Source organism: Nocardioides anomalus (assembly GCF_011046535.1).
Taxonomy (GTDB): Bacteria; Actinomycetota; Actinomycetes; order Propionibacteriales; family Nocardioidaceae; genus Nocardioides; species Nocardioides anomalus.
The window spans coordinates 2922825-2940347 of the sequence record NZ_CP049257.1; the positions used below are offsets into that span (position 1 = coordinate 2922825).

Below are 17523 nucleotides of genomic sequence, written 5' to 3' on the forward strand. Positions count from 1 at the left end.
GCCACAGCCTCACACGGCCTCACCCTCCCGCCCTGTATTTGCTGGTCGGGAGGACTAACGTTGAGGGGTACGCCGTCCACCACCGCGCCCAGGAAGAGGCGATCCGTTCCGTGCCCGAAAGCAATCCGTCCTCGTCGACCTCTGCGGCCACCGTGCCGGAGGAGTTCGGAGCCAACGAGTGGCTCGTCGAGGAGATGTACGACCAGTTCCGGGCCGATCCGGGGAGCGTGGACGAGCGCTGGGTGGAGTACTTCAAGACGCACGGCAACGGCAGCGGCAACGGCAACGGCACCGCGCCGGCGGCGCAGGCCGCGCCGAGCAAGCCGGAGGCCAAGGCTGAGCCGAAGCCGGCCGCCCAGGCCGAGCCCAAGACCGAGCCCAAGGCCGAGCCCAAGGCCGAGCCCAAGGCTGAGCCGAAGCCGGCCGCCCAGGCCGAGCCCAAGGCCACCGAGCACGTGGACCCGACGCCGACCCCGGCACCCAAGGCCAAGCCGCGCCCGGAGTCCAAGGCGGCCGAGCCGGCCAAGGGCACGGCCAGCCCGGTGCCCAAGGACCAGCCGCAGCCCGAGAAGTCCGACGCCAAGGACGAGCCGACGTACACCGTCCTGCGCGGCGCCCCGGCCCGCACCGTGCAGAACATGGACGCCTCGCTGAGCGTGCCGACCGCCACCTCGGTGCGCGAGGTCCCGGTCAAGCTGCTGTGGGACAACCGCATCGTCATCAACTCCCACCTCGCCCGGGCGCGCGGCGGCAAGGTGTCGTTCACGCACCTGATCGGCTACGCGATGGTCCAGGCGCTGAAGTCGATGCCGGAGATGAACGTCGGCTTCGAGGAGCGCGACGGCAAGCCCAACCTGGTCCAGCCGGCGCACATCAACCTCGGCCTGGCCATCGACCTGCAGAAGCCCGACGGCACCCGCCAGCTCGTGGTGCCGTCGATCAAGGCCGCCGAGCAGATGGACTTCGCGGCGTTCTGGACCGCCTACGAGGACATCGTGCGCCGGGCGCGCGACAACAAGCTCACCATCGCCGACTACCAGGGCACCACGATCAGCCTGACCAACCCCGGCGGCATCGGCACCACCCACTCGGTGCCGCGGCTGATGACGGGGCAGGGCGCGATCATCGGCGTGGGCGCGATGGAGTACCCCGCCGAGTGGCAGGGCGCCTCGGTCGAGGCGATCGCCCGCAACGGCATCAGCAAGGTCATGACGCTGACCTCGACCTACGACCACCGGGTCATCCAGGGCGCGCAGTCGGGTGAGTTCCTCAAGCGGATCCACCAGCGGCTGCTGGGCGAGGACGGCTTCTACGACGACATCTTCCGGGCGCTGCGCGTGCCCTACCAGCCGATCCGCTGGTCCAGCGACATCGCCACCTCGCACGACGACGAGATCAGCAAGCAGGCCCGGATCCTGGAGCTGATCCACGCCTTCCGGGTGCGCGGGCACCTGATGGCCGACACCGACCCGCTGGAGTACCGCCAGCGCTCCCACCCCGACCTCGAGGTGGAGTCGCACGGGCTGACCCTGTGGGACCTCGACCGCGAGTTCGCGACCGGGTCGTTCGGCGGCGAGGGCCGGCGCTTCATGCGGCTGCGCGACATCCTCAAGATCCTGCGCGACTCCTACTGCCGCACCACCGGCATCGAGTACATGCACATCATGGACCCCGAGCAGCGCCGGTGGATCCAGGAGCGCGTGGAGCAGGCGCACAGCAAGCCGCCGCGCGAGGAGCAGCTGCGCATCCTGCTCAAGCTCAACCAGGCCGAGGCCTTCGAGACGTTCCTGCAGACCAAGTTCGTCGGGCAGAAGCGCTTCAGCCTCGAGGGCGGCGAGACCACGATCCCGGTCATCGACGAGATCTGCGAGGCCGCCGCCGAGGCCGACCTCGACGAGGTCACCATCGGCATGGCCCACCGCGGCCGCCTCAACGTGCTGGCCAACATCGTGGGCAAGAAGTACTCCCAGATCTTCCGGGAGTTCGAGGGCAACATCGACCCCCGCACCGTCCAGGGCTCCGGCGACGTGAAGTACCACCTCGGCGCCGAGGGCGAGTTCGAGGCCGGCTCCGGCGACACCATCAAGGTCTCCGTGGCCGCGAACCCCTCGCACCTGGAGACCGTCGACCCGGTCCTGGAGGGCATCGCCCGGGCCAAGCAGGACGTGCTCGACCGCGGCGCGGCGTACCCCGTGCTGCCGCTGCTGGTCCACGGTGACGCGGCGTTCGCCGGCCAGGGCGTGGTCGCGGAGACGCTGAACCTGTCCCAGCTGCGCGGCTACCGCACCGGCGGCACCATCCACGTGGTCATCAACAACCAGGTCGGCTTCACCACCTCGCCCGGCTCGTCGCGCTCGTCGCTGTACTGCACCGACGTCGCACGGATGGTCCAGGCGCCGATCTTCCACGTGAACGGCGACGACCCCGAGGCCTGCATCCGCGTCGCGCGGCTGGCCTTCGAGTACCGCCAGGCGTTCAACAAGGACGTCGTCATCGACCTGGTCTGCTACCGCCGGCGCGGGCACAACGAGGGCGACGACCCGTCGTACACCCAGCCGCTGATGTACGACCTCATCGAGCAGAAGCGCTCGGTCCGCAAGCTCTACACCGAGTCCCTCATCGGTCGTGGCGACATCACGATCGAGGAGGCCGAGCAGGTCCTGCGCGACTACCAGCAGCAGCTCGAGCGGGTCTTCACCGAAGTGCGCGAGGCCGGCAGCACGCCGACCGAGTGGACCACGGTGCCGGACTACCCCGACAAGCCCGAGGGCGAGACCGCGACCGCGGTGGTGCCCGAGGTGCTCAAGCGGATCGCCGACGCCTACGTGACCCCGCCCGAGGGCTTCACCGTGCACCCCAAGGTGATGCCGCAGCTCCAGCGCCGCGCCGCCGCCATCCAGGACGGCCCGATCGACTGGGGCACCGGCGAGATCCTGGCCTTCGGCGCCCTGCTCATGGACGGCCGGCCGGTCCGCCTGGCCGGCCAGGACAGCCGCCGCGGCACCTTCGTGTCCCGCTTCGCGACGATCATCGACCGGCGCAACGCCGACGAGTGGACGCCGCTGAGCAACCTGACCGAGGACCAGGCCCGCTTCCACGTCTACGACTCGCTGCTCTCGGAGTACGCCGCCCTCGGGTTCGAGTACGGCTACTCCGTGGCCCGCCCCGAGGCGCTGGTGCTGTGGGAGGCCCAGTTCGGCGACTTCGTCAACGGCGCCCAGAGCGTCATCGACGAGTACATCACCGCCGGCGAGACCAAGTGGAACCAGAAGTCCGGCGTCGTGCTGCTGCTCCCCCACGGCTACGAGGGCCAGGGCCCCGACCACTCCTCGGCCCGCATCGAGCGCTGGCTGACCATGGCCGCCGACGAGGCCTTCGTCGTGGCCCAGCCGAGCACGCCCGCGTCGTACTTCCACCTGCTGCGCCGCCACGCCCTCGGCGAGGTGCACCGCCCGCTCATCGTCTTCACCCCGAAGTCGATGCTCAAGCGCAAGGAGGCCGCCTCGCAGCCCGGGGACTTCACCTCCGGCACCTTCCGGCCGTTCGTCGGCGACGCCCAGGCCGACACCAGCAAGGTCGACACCCTGCTGCTCTGCTCGGGCCGCGTCACCTGGGACCTCTCCGTCGAGCGCGGCAAGCGCGAGGACGGCGAGCGCTTCGCCATCGGCCGCGTCGAGCAGCTCTACCCCCGCCCGCTCGACGACATCAGGCACGAGATCGCCCGCTACCCCAACCTCAAGGCCGTCCGCTGGGTGCAGGACGAGCCCCAGAACATGGGCCCCTGGCCGCACTACGCGCTGAACGTCTGGCCGCACGTCGACGCCACCGTCGAGCCCGTCACGCGCACCGAGTCCTCCAGCCCCTCCGTCGGCACCGCCAAGCGGCACCAGGAGGAGCAGAAGGACCTCATGGCCCGCGCCTTCGCCTGAGCGGCACCACCGAGGGCCGGTCGCTGACGCGACCGGCCCTCGGTGCGTCAGGGCTCGGGTCCGTTGCCGCCTGGGAGGATGGACGTCGAACGGAAGGAGCAGGCGTGTACTTCACCGACCGCGGGATCGAGGAGCTGGCGCAGCGGCGGGGGGACGAGGAGGTCTCGCTGGCGTGGCTGGCGGAGCGGCTGAGCGAGTTCACCGACGTGCACCCGGAGTTCGAGAACGCCGTGGAGCGGCTGGCCACGTGGCTGGCGCGGCTGGACGACCCCGAGGACTGAGGGTCGGGGGGCGCGCGGACCCTAGGCTGGGTGCGTGACCGCGCAGACCGAGTGGCTCCCGTCCACCGTCAGCGAGGGGGTCGAGTACCCCGCCGCTCCGTGGGAGATGGTCGGCTCGCTGTGGCTGACGCTGTTCCGGGTGCCGCGAGCGGTGGACGAGCTGCGGCCGGCGGGGCTGTACGGCGCGGCGTTCGTCTCCTACGAGGAGGGCAGCCCGCTGGAGTACGCCGAGCTGCTGGTCGCCCGGCCGGTGGCCGCGGGCGGCCAGCGTGGGAGGCGGGTGAGCATCACCGACATCTGGGTGGACTCGCCGGAGTCGGTGGCGGGCGGCCGGGAGCTGTGGGCGATCCCGAAGGGCCTGTGCGACTTCTCCTTCGAGACCGTGCACGCCGGGCCGCTGTCCACCACGCGGTGGACGGCGCACGAGGGGCGTACGCCGATCGCGAGCGCGACGTTCCGCGACGTGTCGCGGGCGGCGCCGCGGCTGCCGTTCAAGGCCACGGTGTGGCAGCCGGGGATCGCGGACACCGGCGGCGCCGAGCGGACCGCGGTCATGCAGGGCGCCGCGCGGGCGCTGCCGGCGCGGGCGCGCTGGGACGTCAACCCCGACGGCCCGTTGGGCTGGCTGGTGGGCGCGCGGCAGCTGGCGTCGTTCCGGCAGGCCGGCTTCCGGATGTCCTTCGGGTGAGGCCGCCGGCCAGGACGGCCGGCTAGGACGGCTCGGGCAGGAAGGCCCGCACCTCCACGCGGCGGTTGCAGGCCAGGGAGCCGGCGGCGGCGAGCTCGAGGGCGGCGTCGAGGTCGGGGGCCTCGAAGACCCAGAAGCCGGCCACCCACTCCTTGGTCTCCACGAACGGCCCGTCGACGACCAGCGCGCGGCCGGCCCGGTTGTCGACGGTGGTGGCGGTGTCGGGCGAGGCGAGGCCGGCGGCGAAGACCCACTGGCCGCGCGCCTGCACGTCGGCGTTGAAGGCGTCGATCGCGGCCATCTCCTCGTCGGTGCCGGAGTTGCTCTGGTCGTCGATCACGGACACGAAGTACTGCATCGGGGCTCCCTGCGCTCGGGCGGCGACACCTTCGGACAGGTGCCGCTCACGACTACCACGAACGGCGGGCGCCCGGGACGACAGCGTGCCGCAGGGTCAGGTGCGCGACTGCCAGTTGAGCGCGCCGATGAGCACCATGCGCAGCTGGGTGCGGGCGGTCTCGACGATCTGCTTCTCGGCGCCGGGACGGCCGGCGGCAGCCATGATCTGCTCGGCGGTCGAGACCATCGCGGTCACGATCAGGTTGGAGAGCACCCGCAGGTCCTCGGCCGACCAGGGCTGGGTGCCGGGCAGCCGGGCCAGGTCGGTGGCCAGCTCGCGCTCGCAGAGCTCGATCTCGTGCCGGATGGCCTCGCGCACCAGGGGCGGGCCGGCGGCGCGCTCGCGGGCGATGAACTTGAAGTGGTCGCGGTGGCGCTGCACGTGGTCGTAGAGGATCTCGACCGACCGGTCCACGATCGCGGCGTACGACGGGTCGCCGCGGCGCACGTCGCGCAGCATCGCGCGCAGCGAGACGAAGGACTCGTCCACCAGCGCCAGGCCGAGGGACTCGATGGAGTCGAAGTGGCGGTAGAACGCGGTCGGCACGATCCCGACCTCCTTGGCCACCTGGCGCAGCGACAGCGCGACCAGCGAGGAGTCCTCGCACAGGTGCATGGCGGCGTCCAGGATGGCCCGGCGGGTGCGCTCCTTGCGCTCACCCCTCGACTCCGCGCGGGCCTCGGACATGGAGCCATCCTAGTCGGTGCACGTGTGTCCACACTCACGCGGCGACGTGCTTGACCGTGACCTGGCGGCTTGGGCATCGTTTGAGTGCACAGGCGTTCACTCAAATCTCGATGACCGAGGAGGCACCGTGGGACTCGCCGACACCATCCTCCGCTCGCGCGCAGTGGCCGCACTGACCTCGCCGCAGGGCGTGGACCGCTACCTCGAGCACGTGAACCCGATGTGGGCCGCGCACGAGGTGCGCGCCCGCATCGTCGACGTGCACCGCGAGGTCGACGTGCCCGGCCACCCGCCGGTGGCGACGATCACCCTCCAGCCGACCTCGACCTGGCGCGGCCACCGGGCCGGTCAGCACGTCCAGCTGGGCGTGGAGGTCGACGGAGCACGGCGCACGACGCGCGTCTTCACCATCTCCAGCCCCGACTCGCGCCAGGGCGACCGGTTCACGATCACCCTGCGGGCCAACCCGGACGGCGTGGTGAGCCGGTTCCTGGTCGAGCGCGCCCGGCCGGGCACGATGGTCCACCTCAGCCAGGCCGAGGGCGACTTCGTCCTCCCCGACCGCGTGCCCGAGCAGCTGCTCTTCGTCTCCGGCGGCTCCGGCATCACCCCGGTGATGTCCATGCTGCGCTCGCTGCAGCGCCGCACGCACCGGGGACAGGTCACCTTCCTGCACTACGCGCAGAGCCCCGAGCACCAGATCTTCGCCGCCGAGCTCGACGAGGTCCGCCGCTCCGGCCACGGCACCGACGTGCACCTGCTCCACCCCGAGCTCGGCGACCCGAACCTCTCCCCCGCCTTCCTCGAGCGGCTCGTGCCCGGCTACCGCGACGTCCCGACCTGGGCGTGCGGCCCGGCGCCGATGATCGAGGCCGTCCGGGGCGCGTACGACGACAGCCCCGCCCTGCGGGTGGAGTACTTCCAGCCCCCGCGCACCTCGGGCACCTCCGCCGAGGGCGACGTGGCCTTCGCCCGGTCCGGGGTCGAGGCGCCCAACACCGGCGCGCCGCTGCTCGAGCAGGCCGAGGCCGCCGGGCTCACCCCGGAGTTCGGGTGCCGGATGGGCATCTGCTTCTCCTGCACCGCACTCAAGCGCGAGGGCACGGTCCGCAACGTCCTCAGTGGCGAGGAGTCCTCGCTGCCGGACGAGGAGATCCGTGTCTGTGTCTCTGCCCCCGTCGGCGACTGCGTCGTCGACCTCTGAGAGGAGCCACTCATGAGCACCAGGACCAAGAAGATGAAGTCCAACAACACCACGCTGAGCGACGAGGACCTCGAGCGCTTCGGCGAGGAGCTCGACGCCATCCGCCAGCGCGTCCTGGCCGACCTCGGCGAGCAGGACGCGGCGTACATCAGGAACGTGGTCAAGCGCCGCCAGCAGTTCGAGGTGGCCGGCCGGCTGATGTTCTACGTGCCGCCGCTGTGGCCCTTCGCCGTGGCCTCGCTGAGCATCTCCAAGATCCTCGACAACATGGAGATCGGCCACAACGTCATGCACGGTCAGTACGACTGGATGGGCGACCCCGGCCTGAACTCGCGGATGTACGACTGGGACACCGTGTGCCCCGGCGAGCAGTGGAAGCACAGCCACAACTACATCCACCACACCTACACCAACATCCTGGGCAAGGACCGCGACATCGGCTACGGCATCCTGCGCATGGACGAGGACCAGCCGTGGCACCCCTACTACCTGGGCAACCCGGTGTACGCCACGCTGCTGATGCTGTTCTTCGAGTGGGGCGTGGCCCTGCACGACCTCGAGGTGGAGAACATCGTCTCCGGCCAGCGCAGCCACGCGGACAACAAGCCGCTCTACCCCGGCCTGATCCGCAAGATCCGCAACCAGACGCTCAAGGACTACCTGCTGTTCCCGGCGCTGACCGGCCCGCTGTTCCCGCTGACCCTCGCCGGCAACGCCACGGCCAACCTGGTCCGCAACATCTGGGCCTTCAACATCATCTTCTGCGGCCACTTCCCGGCCGGCGTCGCGACGTTCCACCAGGACGAGTGCGAGGACGAGACGCGCGGGCACTGGTACTACCGCCAGCTGCTGGGCTCGGCCAACATCACCGGCAGCCCGCTCTTCCACGTGATGAGCGGCAACCTTTCGCACCAGATCGAGCACCACCTGTTCCCGGACCTGCCGGCCCGGCGCTACCCGGAGATCGCGGTCGAGGTGCGCGAGATCTGCGAGCGCTACGACCTGCCGTACAACACCGGCGGGCTCTCCCAGCAGCTGTTCTCGGTGGCCAGGAAGATCTGCCGGATGGCGCTGCCGGGCTCGTCCAAGGACAGCGGCCCGGCCACCGCGACCGACGACGTCTTGGCCGCCTGACCGGCCCCGCGCGAGACTGGACGCCATGAGCGAGCAGCACGGCGAGAGCGACCACGGCGAGAAGCTGTCCGGCGCCGAGATCGGCAAGGACGCGGTGCAGTCCACGCTCGAGGCGGCGGCCACCACCGTGGGCCAGGTCGCGACCATCGTGACCGCCGCGGTCGGCGACATCACCCGGGCGATCGGCGACTTCGCCACGGAGGTCTTCGAGATCCGCGAGGCCTCGCGCAAGGCGGCCGAGGACGGGCACGGCGACGGGGCCGGTGACGGGCCCGACGACGAGCCGTACGACCGGCCGTAGCCGGCTCAGGGCGGCGCGTCGAGCCGGCGCACCAGCCGCTGTGGCGCACAGCAGCGGTAGCTGTCGGTGACCAGCTCGGCGACCTCCGCCCAGTCGGTGGCGTCGTCGAGCACCATGCCCATCGCGGTCGGTGACCACGCCGGCTTCCAGAACGGCGGCCCGGCGTGGGTCAGCGCGAGCAGCTCGTCGCCCGCGGAGCGGAAGGTCAGCACCGTCGTCGGCTCGGTGACGCCGGTGGCCTCGCGGTAGGCCGAGGTGTAGCCCTGCTGCGCGACCAGCACGTGGGCGAACGTCGCGCCGCGCACCCGCCACCGCACGCCCGTCCACGCCTCCTCCTCCACGGCCTCGGGCAGCCGGGACGCGGTCTCCCCCACCCGCGCGACCACCTCCGCGGTCGGCTCGGTGCGGGGCGGTCGGGGCACGGGCCGGAGTCTGGCAGCGGCCGCCGACAGCCCGCCGTCTCGCGCCTCACCCGTACCGGGGTTCACACCCGTGTCACACGGTGGCTACTCTCCGGACACCAAGGTGCCGAGCGGGAGGAGTCCCCGGTGGAGGAGCAGGAGTACTGCGACGGCGGAGTGTCGCGCCGCAGCGTGCTGGGGGCCGGCGTCGCCGGTGGTGTGGCGCTCGGCGCCGGTGCGGTCGACCCGGCGGCGGCCGGCGTGCTGCCCGCCAAGCCGCGCGCCCGCGGCACGACGCTCGCGCAGACGCTGGTCAAGAGCAAGAAGAAGGGCAAGGGCGGCTACCGCAAGATCGTCGTCGGCCCCGGTGAGCCCCACCTGGTCCGGCGCGAGCTGGTCCGGGGCACGAAGAAGGGCGAGCGCCGCGGCGCGCGCCGCGGGCTGCTGGCCATGGGTCAGCTGACCGACATGCACCTGCTCGACGCCCAGTCGCCCGCGCGGACCGAGTTCCTGGACCGCTTCGACGACCCGGGCTCGCCGTACGCCGTCGTGCTGCCGTTCCAGGGCGCCTACCGGCCGCAGGAGATGCTCACGGCGCACGTGGCCGACGCGACCATCCGGGCGCTGCGCAAGGTCCGCCGCGGGCCGGTCACCGGGCTGCCGCTGGCCTTCACCGTGACCACCGGCGACAACGTCGACAACACCCAGTACAACGAGCTGCGCTGGCAGATCGACCTCCTCGACGGCCAGCCGGTCCGCCCGGACTCCGGCGACCTGGGCAAGTACGAGGGCGTGGCCGACCAGACGGCGTACGACACCGCCTACTGGCACCCTGACGGCCCGCCGCCGGGTCAGCCGGACGACACCCGCATCGCGCAGTTCGGCTTCCCGAAGGTGCCGGGGCTGCTCGACACGTGCCGCCAGCCGTTCAAGGCCAAGGGCCTCGGCATGCCGTGGATCTCGGTCTTCGGCAACCACGACGGGCTCGCGCAGGGCACGGTCCCCTCCAGCCCGGCCATCGCCGCGATCGCGACCGGTGACCGCAAGATCACCAACCTGCCGCCCGGGGCCGACGTCGGCGAGCTCGCCGGCCAGCTGGTCAACAACGACCCGAAGGGCCTGCAGACCCTCTTCGGCGGCCCCTCGCGCCAGGTGAGCGCGGACCCCAACCGCCGGCCGCTCTCGCGCAGCGAGGTGATCGCGGAGTACTTCAAGTCGACCGGCGCCCCGCAGGGCCACGGCTACACCGCGTGGAACGTCGCGACCGGCAACGCCTACTACACCTTCGGCAAGGGCAAGGTCCGAGGCATTGCCCTCGACACCGTCAACCCGAACGGCGGCTCGGAGGGCTCGATCGACCAGGCCCAGCTCGCGTGGCTGACCGCCCAGCTCATCAAGGGCAGCCGGCGCTACCTCGACGAGAGCGGGAAGTGGGTCAAGGGCGGCAGCAAGGACAAGCTGTTCGTGCTGTTCTCCCACCACACCATCGACAGCATGGACAACAACACCGGCCCCGGCCGGGTGCTGGGTCCCCAGGTCCGCGACCTGCTGCTCCGCTTCCCCAACGTGATCCTCTGGGTCAACGGGCACACCCACCGCAACTCGGTGCTCGCCCACAAGCGCAAGAAGAGCGCCAAGGCCCCCGGCGGCTTCTGGGAGGTCAACACCGCCTCGCACGTCGACTGGCCCCAGCAGGCGCGCACCGTCGAGCTGGTCGACAACCGCGACGGCACGCTCTCGGTCTTCGGCACCATCGTCGACCACGTCGCGCCGCCGGCACCGGCCACCAAGCCGACCTCGCCGATCGAGCTGGCCTCGCTCTCCCGGGAGCTCGCGGCCAACGACTGGCAGGAGCGCACCCGCATGGAGGACGGCAAGGACGGTCGCCGCGGCGCCGTCGAGGACCGCAACGTCGAGCTCCTGGTGCCCACACCTTTCAAGCTCTGATCCAGAAAGCTCACGTCCGACGGAACCTCCGGGCGTCCCAGCTGCTCTTGAGTAGGTGAGGACGACCGGAGGGTCCGGACGACGGGAGGCGACGTGGCGCGTGGGCCGGCCTGGGAGGGCGCCTACTGCGAGTACTTCGCGGCCCGGCGCCATGCCCTCACGCGCACGGCGTACGCCGTCCTGGGCAGCTGGCCGGCGGCCGAGGACGCCGCGCAGACCACGCTGACCCAGCTCTACGTGCACTGGCCGCGGATCCAGCCGGGCGCGGTCGACGCCTACGCCCGGACGACGCTGGTGCGCACGTGCCTGCGCATGGCCGGCCGCGGGCGGCGCGAGCTGCCCACCGAGCGGGTGCCGGACGAGCCGGCGCCCAGCGTCGAGCCGTCGGGGCTGCTCGAGGCCCTGGCCGGGCTCCCGGTCCGCGACCGGGCTGTGCTCGCGCTGCGCTTCCTCGACGACCTCCCCGTCGTCGAGGTCGCCGCCGTGCTCGGCGTGCCCGAGGGCACGGTCAAGAGCCAGACCGCCCGCGCGCTGGACCGGCTCCGGTCCGTCCTCACGACCACCCCACCACCGAGGAGGAACCCGTGACCGAGCAGCAGCTGCGCGAGGCCCTGACCGACCTGACCGAGAACGTGCCGCGCGTGCCCGACCAGGCGGTGAGCATCCGCGCCGGCCGGCGCCGGCGGCGCACGACCCGGGCCGGCCTGGCCCTCGCCGCGGCGGCCGTGGTCGGCGCCGGGTCCGTCGGCGTCGGTGCGCTGGTGCGCGACGACCCCGGTCCCTCGGTGGTGCACGACGCGCCGCCCGCGGCCGGTCCGGCCCCGGCGTCCGGGCCGGGCGACTTCGTGCCGGGCACGGACACCGACGAACAGCTGGCGGCCGCCGTGGCCGCGGCCCTCCCCCTCGCTGCCCACGCCCGACGACGTCTACCCCAGCGACGGCCAGACCGCCGGGCCGCTGCCCGACGCCGACTTCGCCGCCGCCCAGGACTGGCAGGCCGCCTACACCGTGGGCGCCGAGCAGGTCCTGGTCATGGTCAGCTCCCCCGCCGAGCCGTTCGCGTGCCCGCAGTGCGTGGAGCAGCAGGTGCCGGGCGGCACGCTGCACGAGCAGGTCTACACCTCCGGCGGGCTGACCTGGCGCGGCGTGTGGCTGGTGCGCCCGGACGGCTTCGTGACGGCCGTGCTCGACGGCGCCCCGCGCAAGGGGTGGACCCTGGACGAGGCCGCGGTGCGGACGCTGCTGCAGGACCCGCGGCTGGTGTTCTAGCGGGGCCGGATCGTGAGGTCGCTGACCGTGGCGTCCGCCGGCAGGTCGAGCACGTGCAGGACGGCGTCCACGACGGTCGCGGGGTCGATCCACGCGGCGGCGTCGTAGTCCTTGCCCTCCTGGCGGTGCACCTCCTGCTGCATCGGCGTGGCGGTGCGTCCGGGGTAGACCGAGGAGACGCGCACTCCGTGCTCCTGCTCCTCGGCGCGCAGGGCGTCGGCCAGGGCGCGCAGGCCGTGCTTGGAGGCGGCGTACGCCGACCACTGCGGGTGGGCGAACAGGCCGGCCCCGGAGTTCACGAAGACCACCGTGCCGCGGGCCGCGCGCAGGGCCGGGAGCGCGAGCCGGGTCAGCACGGCGGGCGCCAGCAGGTTGACGACGAGCTGCTCGTGCCAGTCGTCGGCGGTCAGCTCGGCGACCGGGCCGAGCTGGACGACGCCGGCTGCGTGCACGACCGAGTCCAGCGACGCGGGCAGCTCGAGCCGGTCGAGCGCGGCCGGGTCGGCCAGGTCGGCGACGAGCACGGTGGCGCCCGGCAGGTCCGCGCGGAGGTCGTGGGCGCGCTCCTGGTTGCGTGCGGTCAGCACCAGCGCGTCGCCGCGCTCGAGCAGCCGCTCGGCCAGGGCCGCCCCGATGCCCGAGCCGGCGCCGGTGAGCAGGTGGGTGGCCATCAGCGGGTGAAGACGACCTTGCCGAACAGGTCGCCCTCCGCCATGGCCGCGAAGCCGTCGCGCGCGTCGGCGAAGGGCAGCTCGCGGTCGATGAGCGGCTTGGTGCCGGTCGCGTCGAGGAAGCGGGTCAGCGCGGCCAGCTCGTCGCGGGTGCCCATGGTCGAGCCGATGACCGAGAGCTGCAGGAAGAAGGTGCGCGTGAGCTCGGCGTCGTCGAGGTCCGGGCCGGACGTCGTGCCGCTGGTGACGATGCGACCGCCGGGCCGCAGCGAGCGCACCGAGTGCGACCACGTGGCCTTGCCGACCGTCTCGATGACCGCGTCCACCTTGTCGGGCAGCCGGACGCCGCTCTCGTAGGCCTCGTGCGCGCCGATCTCGAGGGCCCTGGCCCGCTTGGCCTCGTCGCGGCTGGTGACCAGGACCCGCAGGCCCGCCGCCCGGCCGAGCACGATCGCCGCGCTGGCCACGCCGCCGCCGGCGCCCTGGACCAGGACCGTCTCGCCCGGGCGCAGCTCGCCGCGGGTGAACAGCATCCGGTACGCCGTGAGCCACGCCGTGGGCAGGCACGCCGCCTCGGCGAAGGACAGCGAGGCCGGCTTGGGCACCACGTTGCGCCGGGGCACCGCCACCCGCTCGGCCATCGAGCCCTGGTGGCGCTCGGAGAGCAGCGAGCGCAACGGGTCGAAGGTCTCGTCGCCCTCCCAGCCCGGGCTGCTGATGACGCCGTGCACCACGACCTCGTTGCCGTCCTCGTCGAGGCCGGCCGCGTCGGTGCCGAGGATCATCGGCAGCTGCTCCGGCTTGAGGCCGACGCCGCGCAGCGAGAACAGGTCGTGGTGGTTGAGCGAAGCCGCCTTGACCTCGATCGTCGTCCACCCGTCCGGCACCTCGGGCTCGGGCCGCTCGCCGACCACCAGGCCGTCGAGCGGGTTGTCGCGGTCGAAGGACTCGGCGTAGACGGCTTGCACGCCTCCGACTCTAGAGTCGCGCCACCCCGTCGCGGCGGGCGGCCTCGGCCACGGCGCCGGAGACCGCCGGGCCGACGCGCGGGTCGAACGGCGAGGGCACGATCAGCTCCTCGGACAGGTCGTCGCCGACGAGGTCGGCCAGCGCGGTGGCGGCGGCGAGCTTCATGCCCTCGGTGATCGCGGTGGCGTGCACGTCGAAGGCCCCGCGGAAGATGCCGGGGAAGGCCAGCACGTTGTTGATCTGGTTGGGGAAGTCCGAGCGGCCGGTGGCGACGATGCGGGCGTACTTGTGCGCGACGTCGGGGTGGACCTCGGGGTCGGGGTTGGCCAGCCCGAAGATGATCGACTCCGGCGCCATGCGTGCGACGTCCTCCTCCGGCACGGTGCCGCCGGAGACGCCGATGTAGACGTCGGCGCCCTCGAGGACGTCGGCCAGGCTGCCGGAACGACCGGTCTGGTCGGCGGTGAGGACGGCGAGCGCGCGCTTGACCGGCGTGAGGTCGCCGCGGGAGGAGTGCAGGACGCCCTTGCGGTCGGTGACGGCCAGGTCGCGGATGCCGGCCTCGAGCAGGATCTTGGCCACCGCGACGCCCGCCGCGCCGGCCCCGGAGATGACCACGCGGGTGGTGGCCGGGTCGCGGCCGGTGAGCTTGAGGGCGTTCTGGAGCGCGGCCAGGGCGACGACGGCCGTGCCGTGCTGGTCGTCGTGGAAGACGGGGATGTCCAGGCGTTCCTTGAGCCGGTCCTCGATCTCGAAGCAGCGGGGCGCGGAGATGTCCTCGAGGTTGATCCCGCCGAACGACGGCGCGAGCCGCGCGACGGTCTCGATGATCTCCTCGACGTCGGTGGTGTCCAGGCAGATCGGCACGGCGTCGACGCCGCCGAAGGACTTGAACAGCACCGCCTTGCCCTCCATCACCGGCATCGCGGCGGCGGGCCCGATGTCGCCGAGGCCGAGCACCGCCGTGCCGTCGGTGACGACCGCGACCACGTTGGGGATCCAGGTGTAGTGCCGTGCCAGCTCGGGCTGCTCGGCGATCGCCGTGCACACCCGCGCGACGCCCGGGGTGTAGGCCATCGAGAGGTCCTCGCGGCTGCCGACGCCGACCGTGGAGCGGACCTCCATCTTGCCACCGACGTGGAGGTCGAAGACCGGGTCGCCGGCGAGGGGATGGGTCGGTTCAGCCACGCCGCGAGTTTGGCACAGCGCGTCGGCGCCCCGGCGGCCAGATCCGCCTGACGACCACGGCCACCACGTCGGCCTCGGCGACGGCACCGAAGGTCCGGGAGTCGGTGCCGTGCTCGGGGTCGTCGCTGGTCAGCCACCAGCCGGGCTCGCCGAGGTCCGTCGTACGACGGGCGGTGGCGCGCTTCACGCCGAGCCCGCGCCCCGGCAGCCGGGCGACCACGCGGTCGCCCTCGCGGGGCGTCGCGCGGTGGTCCACGAGCAACCGGTCGCCGGCGCGCAGCCCGGGTCGCATGGAGTCCCCGCGGACCACCGCGAACCCCCACCGCGGTGTCGACGGCCGGCCCTCGGGTACCGGTCCACGGCTGCGCGACACGCGGAGTAGTGTCGCAAGCCCACGACGTACGACACCGATCTGACCACCGGAAGGACCAGCATGTTCCGACGCCTGTTCGCGCCCACCATCGAGGTCTCGGCCCACTGCGACCTGCCGTGCGGCGTCTACGACCCCGCGCAGGCCCGCATCGAGGCCCAGTCCGTCCTCGAGATCTGCAAGAAGGTCGAGGGCAACGACGACCCCGACTTCCGCACCCGGGCCATCATCATCAAGGAGCAGCGCTCCGAGCTCGTCAAGCACCACCTGTGGGTGCTGTGGACCGACTACTTCAAGCCGCCGCACTTCGAGAAGTACCCCGAGCTCCACACCCTGGTGAACGAGGCCACCAAGCTCGCCGGGGCCAGCGGCACCAAGGGTGCGCTCGACGCCGGCAAGGCCCAGGAGCTGCTCGACAAGATCGACGAGATCGACCGGATCTTCAAGGAGACCAAGCAGGGCTGAGCCCCGCTCCCGCTCCGCCCGCGACGGGCCCGACCACCTCGTGGTCGGGCCCGTCGCCTGCGTCCGGGCGGTTTCGGGAACCGGGCGGACGGGCACACCGTCAGACAGGCGGACCTGACGGGTCGATGTGGTGTCGCTCACCCCGAAGGGTGAATTGTGAACCACCAGGTTTCCGCGCCGTCCCCGCAGGGGTAGGTGGCCGCCCATGACGATCTCGGCGATTGACGAAGCTCCCTCGCGAGCAGTACGCCGCGAGGAGACCGCTCGACTCCTGCAGGAGGCGAGCGAGCTCGAGGGCACCGCGCGTGACCAGGTGATCGACCAGGTCATCGTGCTGAACATCGGCGTCGCGCACGCCATCGCGCACCGCTACCGCAACCGCTCCGTCCCGGTCGAGGACCTGGAGCAGGTGGCCTGCATGGCGCTGGTGCGTGCGGCGCACAAGTTCGACGTCTCCCAGGAGCGCGACTTCCTGACCTACGCCGTGCCGACGATCTCCGGTGAGATCAAGCGGCACTTCCGCGACCAGGGCTGGACCATCCGCCCGCCGCGGCGCGTGCAGGAGATCCAGTCCAAGGTCATCCACGCCTACCACCGCGGCGAGGAGCACGGCGCCCCTCCCTCGGCGGAGCGGATCGCCGAGCAGCTCGACCTTCCGGTGCAGGACGTCTCCGAGGCCCTGCAGGCCGAGGGCTGCTTCCGCCCGGTCTCTCTCGACGTGCCGGTCACCGAGGACGGCCGCCCGGCCATCGACCAGCTGGCCTCCGACGAGGACGGCGACGAGCGCGCCCTCGAGGCCCGGCTCATGCTCGGGCCCGCGGTGCGTCACCTGAGCCCGCGCGACCGCAAGATCCTGCACATGCGCTTCGTGGAGGACAAGACCCAGCAGGAGATCGGCAACGAGCTCGGGGTCACCCAGATGCAGGCCTCGCGCCTGCTCAAGCGGATCCTCGACCAGCTCCGCACCGAGCTGGGTGCGGGCGACGCCGTCGCCTCCTGACGGGGCCCGGCACCACCCGGAACCACGCAGATCGCTCGCCTGGCCCCACGCAGCGCCCCGCAGCTCCGCGGCGCCCCTGGTCCTGTGACCGGGGGCGTCGTGCTGTGTCCGGGCCTGCGGGACCGGCCCGACGGGCCTGAGACGGTGCATGAACCGCGGCGCGGTCGGGAACCGTGGAGGCACCGACGTATCTGGGGCAGACGACACGGGAAGAAGTGGTTGAGGTGCCGCACGAGCGGGAGCTCGGGGAGCTGATCGACCAGCTGGGCGTCACGCAGCAGATCGACCCCGACGAGAAGGTGTGCGGCGCGGTCGTGCTGCTCACGGTGGAGGAACCGGACGGTCACCTGTCGCTGCGCTGCGCGTGGTCCGACGGCATGACCTGGATCGAGCGGATCGGGCTCCTGCGGGCCGCCGAGCGGGCGGAGCTGCCCGCGGACGGCGCGCACGACTGGCGCGTCTGAGAGCGGTCCCCGACCGCCTCGGAGCGGCGCACGGCGCAGCGGTCCGGACCGGGAGGACGTCCGGTGTTTCGGCGGCGGCGCGCGCGGGTAGCGCCTCGGATGACCGGCGGACACGGTCTACGCTCCACCCACGACCCCACCCGGAGGACTGAGGA

General features: G+C 72.3%; 19 protein-coding genes. 12 read left to right on the top strand and 7 right to left on the bottom strand.

What is annotated here, in order from left to right:
* The first annotated feature begins 194 nt into the window (after nucleotides 1–194).
* From G5V58_RS14730 to G5V58_RS14740, 3 genes are all read left to right on the top strand, one after another.
* A complete protein-coding gene (locus G5V58_RS14730) occupies nucleotides 195–3929 on the top strand; it encodes a multifunctional oxoglutarate decarboxylase/oxoglutarate dehydrogenase thiamine pyrophosphate-binding subunit/dihydrolipoyllysine-residue succinyltransferase subunit (RefSeq protein WP_329957581.1) in 3735 nt (1244 codons plus the stop codon).
* Nucleotides 3930–4033: 104 nt separating this feature from the next.
* Nucleotides 4034–4210, top strand: a complete 177-nt coding sequence (locus G5V58_RS14735) for a DUF6104 family protein (protein ID WP_165234173.1) — start codon at nucleotides 4034–4036, stop codon at nucleotides 4208–4210.
* A 34-nt stretch (nucleotides 4211–4244) separates the two neighbouring features.
* Nucleotides 4245–4898, top strand: a complete 654-nt coding sequence (locus tag G5V58_RS14740; RefSeq protein ID WP_165234174.1) for an acetoacetate decarboxylase family protein — start codon at nucleotides 4245–4247, stop codon at nucleotides 4896–4898.
* A 22-nt stretch (nucleotides 4899–4920) separates the two neighbouring features.
* On the opposite strand, the gene G5V58_RS14745 is transcribed toward G5V58_RS14740, so the two are convergent.
* Nucleotides 4921–5256 carry a YciI family protein gene (locus G5V58_RS14745; RefSeq protein ID WP_165234175.1) on the bottom strand — a complete coding sequence of 112 codons (336 nt, stop codon included), beginning with the start codon at nucleotides 5254–5256 and terminating at the stop codon, nucleotides 4921–4923.
* A gap of 96 nt (nucleotides 5257–5352) precedes the next feature.
* Nucleotides 5353–5985 carry a TetR family transcriptional regulator gene (locus tag G5V58_RS14750; protein ID WP_165234176.1) on the bottom strand — a complete coding sequence of 211 codons (633 nt, stop codon included), beginning with the start codon at nucleotides 5983–5985 and terminating at the stop codon, nucleotides 5353–5355.
* 127 nt (nucleotides 5986–6112) lie between these two features.
* On the opposite strand from G5V58_RS14750, the gene G5V58_RS14755 reads away from it, so the two are divergent.
* Genes G5V58_RS14755 through G5V58_RS14765 form a run of 3 tightly spaced genes read left to right on the top strand, consistent with a single transcriptional unit; the run spans nucleotide 6113 to nucleotide 8624 of the window.
* Nucleotides 6113–7189, top strand: a complete 1077-nt coding sequence (locus G5V58_RS14755; RefSeq protein ID WP_165234177.1) for a ferredoxin reductase — start codon at nucleotides 6113–6115, stop codon at nucleotides 7187–7189.
* A 12-nt stretch (nucleotides 7190–7201) separates the two neighbouring features.
* Nucleotides 7202–8323, top strand: a complete 1122-nt coding sequence (locus G5V58_RS14760) for a fatty acid desaturase family protein (protein ID WP_196240514.1) — start codon at nucleotides 7202–7204, stop codon at nucleotides 8321–8323.
* A gap of 25 nt (nucleotides 8324–8348) precedes the next feature.
* Entirely contained in the window at nucleotides 8349–8624 is a 276-nt protein-coding gene (locus G5V58_RS14765) for a hypothetical protein (RefSeq protein WP_165234178.1), read from the top strand.
* Nucleotides 8625–8629: 5 nt separating this feature from the next.
* On the opposite strand, the gene G5V58_RS14770 is transcribed toward G5V58_RS14765, so the two are convergent.
* Nucleotides 8630–9046, bottom strand: coding sequence for an MmcQ/YjbR family DNA-binding protein (locus tag G5V58_RS14770; protein ID WP_165234180.1), 417 nt, complete (start codon nucleotides 9044–9046; stop codon nucleotides 8630–8632).
* Between the two features lie 126 nt (nucleotides 9047–9172).
* Here G5V58_RS14770 and G5V58_RS14775 point away from each other — a divergent pair, with 126 nt between their 5' ends.
* The 3 genes from G5V58_RS14775 to G5V58_RS14785 all read left to right on the top strand — a co-directional run bounded on the left by G5V58_RS14775 (nucleotide 9173) and on the right by G5V58_RS14785 (nucleotide 12241).
* The gene (locus G5V58_RS14775) at nucleotides 9173–10972 is read left to right on the top strand and encodes a TIGR03767 family metallophosphoesterase (protein WP_165234183.1); all 1800 of its coding nucleotides are present in this window, start codon (nucleotides 9173–9175) and stop codon (nucleotides 10970–10972) included.
* A 93-nt stretch (nucleotides 10973–11065) separates the two neighbouring features.
* Complete coding sequence (locus G5V58_RS14780; RefSeq protein WP_165234186.1) at nucleotides 11066–11560, top strand: sigma-70 family RNA polymerase sigma factor; 495 nt, start codon at nucleotides 11066–11068, stop codon at nucleotides 11558–11560.
* Nucleotides 11561–11725: 165 nt separating this feature from the next.
* The gene (locus G5V58_RS14785; RefSeq protein ID WP_165234189.1) at nucleotides 11726–12241 is read left to right on the top strand and encodes a hypothetical protein; all 516 of its coding nucleotides are present in this window, start codon (nucleotides 11726–11728) and stop codon (nucleotides 12239–12241) included.
* Here G5V58_RS14785 and G5V58_RS14790 read toward each other — a convergent pair.
* The 4 genes from G5V58_RS14790 to G5V58_RS14805 are packed head-to-tail and all read right to left on the bottom strand — an operon-like array spanning nucleotide 12238 to nucleotide 15325.
* The gene (locus G5V58_RS14790; protein ID WP_165234192.1) at nucleotides 12238–12912 is read right to left on the bottom strand and encodes an SDR family oxidoreductase; all 675 of its coding nucleotides are present in this window, start codon (nucleotides 12910–12912) and stop codon (nucleotides 12238–12240) included. The two genes, G5V58_RS14785 and G5V58_RS14790, sit on opposite strands and share 4 nt — an antisense overlap.
* Complete coding sequence (locus G5V58_RS14795) at nucleotides 12912–13880, bottom strand: zinc-binding dehydrogenase (RefSeq protein WP_165234195.1); 969 nt, start codon at nucleotides 13878–13880, stop codon at nucleotides 12912–12914. The genes G5V58_RS14790 and G5V58_RS14795 overlap by 1 nt, the downstream gene beginning before the upstream one ends.
* Before the next feature lie 10 nt (nucleotides 13881–13890).
* On the bottom strand, nucleotides 13891–15006 hold the full coding sequence (locus tag G5V58_RS14800; RefSeq protein WP_165239132.1) for an NAD(P)-dependent malic enzyme: 1116 nt from the start codon (nucleotides 15004–15006) through the stop codon (nucleotides 13891–13893).
* A 55-nt stretch (nucleotides 15007–15061) separates the two neighbouring features.
* The gene (locus G5V58_RS14805) at nucleotides 15062–15325 is read right to left on the bottom strand and encodes a S24/S26 family peptidase (protein ID WP_230486642.1); all 264 of its coding nucleotides are present in this window, start codon (nucleotides 15323–15325) and stop codon (nucleotides 15062–15064) included.
* A gap of 177 nt (nucleotides 15326–15502) precedes the next feature.
* Between G5V58_RS14805 and sodN the strand changes: the two genes are divergently transcribed.
* The 3 genes from sodN (at nucleotide 15503) to G5V58_RS14820 (ending at nucleotide 17368) form a co-directional block, all read left to right on the top strand.
* Nucleotides 15503–15904: a superoxide dismutase, Ni gene (gene sodN, locus G5V58_RS14810; protein ID WP_165234201.1), complete on the top strand. Its 402-nt coding sequence runs from the start codon at nucleotides 15503–15505 to the stop codon at nucleotides 15902–15904.
* A gap of 205 nt (nucleotides 15905–16109) precedes the next feature.
* Nucleotides 16110–16904, top strand: a complete 795-nt coding sequence (locus tag G5V58_RS14815; protein ID WP_165234203.1) for a sigma-70 family RNA polymerase sigma factor — start codon at nucleotides 16110–16112, stop codon at nucleotides 16902–16904.
* A gap of 224 nt (nucleotides 16905–17128) precedes the next feature.
* Nucleotides 17129–17368, top strand: coding sequence for a hypothetical protein (locus G5V58_RS14820; RefSeq protein ID WP_165234206.1), 240 nt, complete (start codon nucleotides 17129–17131; stop codon nucleotides 17366–17368).
* Nucleotides 17369–17523: the final 155 nt, after the last annotated feature.

Excerpts from the sequence above, each read along its gene's own strand:
- G5V58_RS14815 (WP_165234203.1), top strand. The coding sequence starts at position 16,110 with ATGACGATCTCGGCGATTGACGAAGCTCCCTCGCGAGCAGTACGCCGC.
- G5V58_RS14750 (WP_165234176.1), bottom strand. The coding sequence starts at position 5,985 with ATGTCCGAGGCCCGCGCGGAGTCGAGGGGTGAGCGCAAGGAGCGCACC.
- G5V58_RS14765 (WP_165234178.1), top strand. The coding sequence starts at position 8,349 with ATGAGCGAGCAGCACGGCGAGAGCGACCACGGCGAGAAGCTGTCCGGC.
- sodN (WP_165234201.1), top strand. The coding sequence starts at position 15,503 with ATGTTCCGACGCCTGTTCGCGCCCACCATCGAGGTCTCGGCCCACTGC.
- G5V58_RS14760 (WP_196240514.1), top strand. The coding sequence starts at position 7,202 with ATGAGCACCAGGACCAAGAAGATGAAGTCCAACAACACCACGCTGAGC.
- G5V58_RS14730 (WP_329957581.1), top strand. The coding sequence starts at position 195 with ATGTACGACCAGTTCCGGGCCGATCCGGGGAGCGTGGACGAGCGCTGG.
- G5V58_RS14800 (WP_165239132.1), bottom strand. The coding sequence starts at position 15,006 with ATGGAGGTCCGCTCCACGGTCGGCGTCGGCAGCCGCGAGGACCTCTCG.
- G5V58_RS14745 (WP_165234175.1), bottom strand. The coding sequence starts at position 5,256 with ATGCAGTACTTCGTGTCCGTGATCGACGACCAGAGCAACTCCGGCACC.
- G5V58_RS14790 (WP_165234192.1), bottom strand. The coding sequence starts at position 12,912 with ATGGCCACCCACCTGCTCACCGGCGCCGGCTCGGGCATCGGGGCGGCC.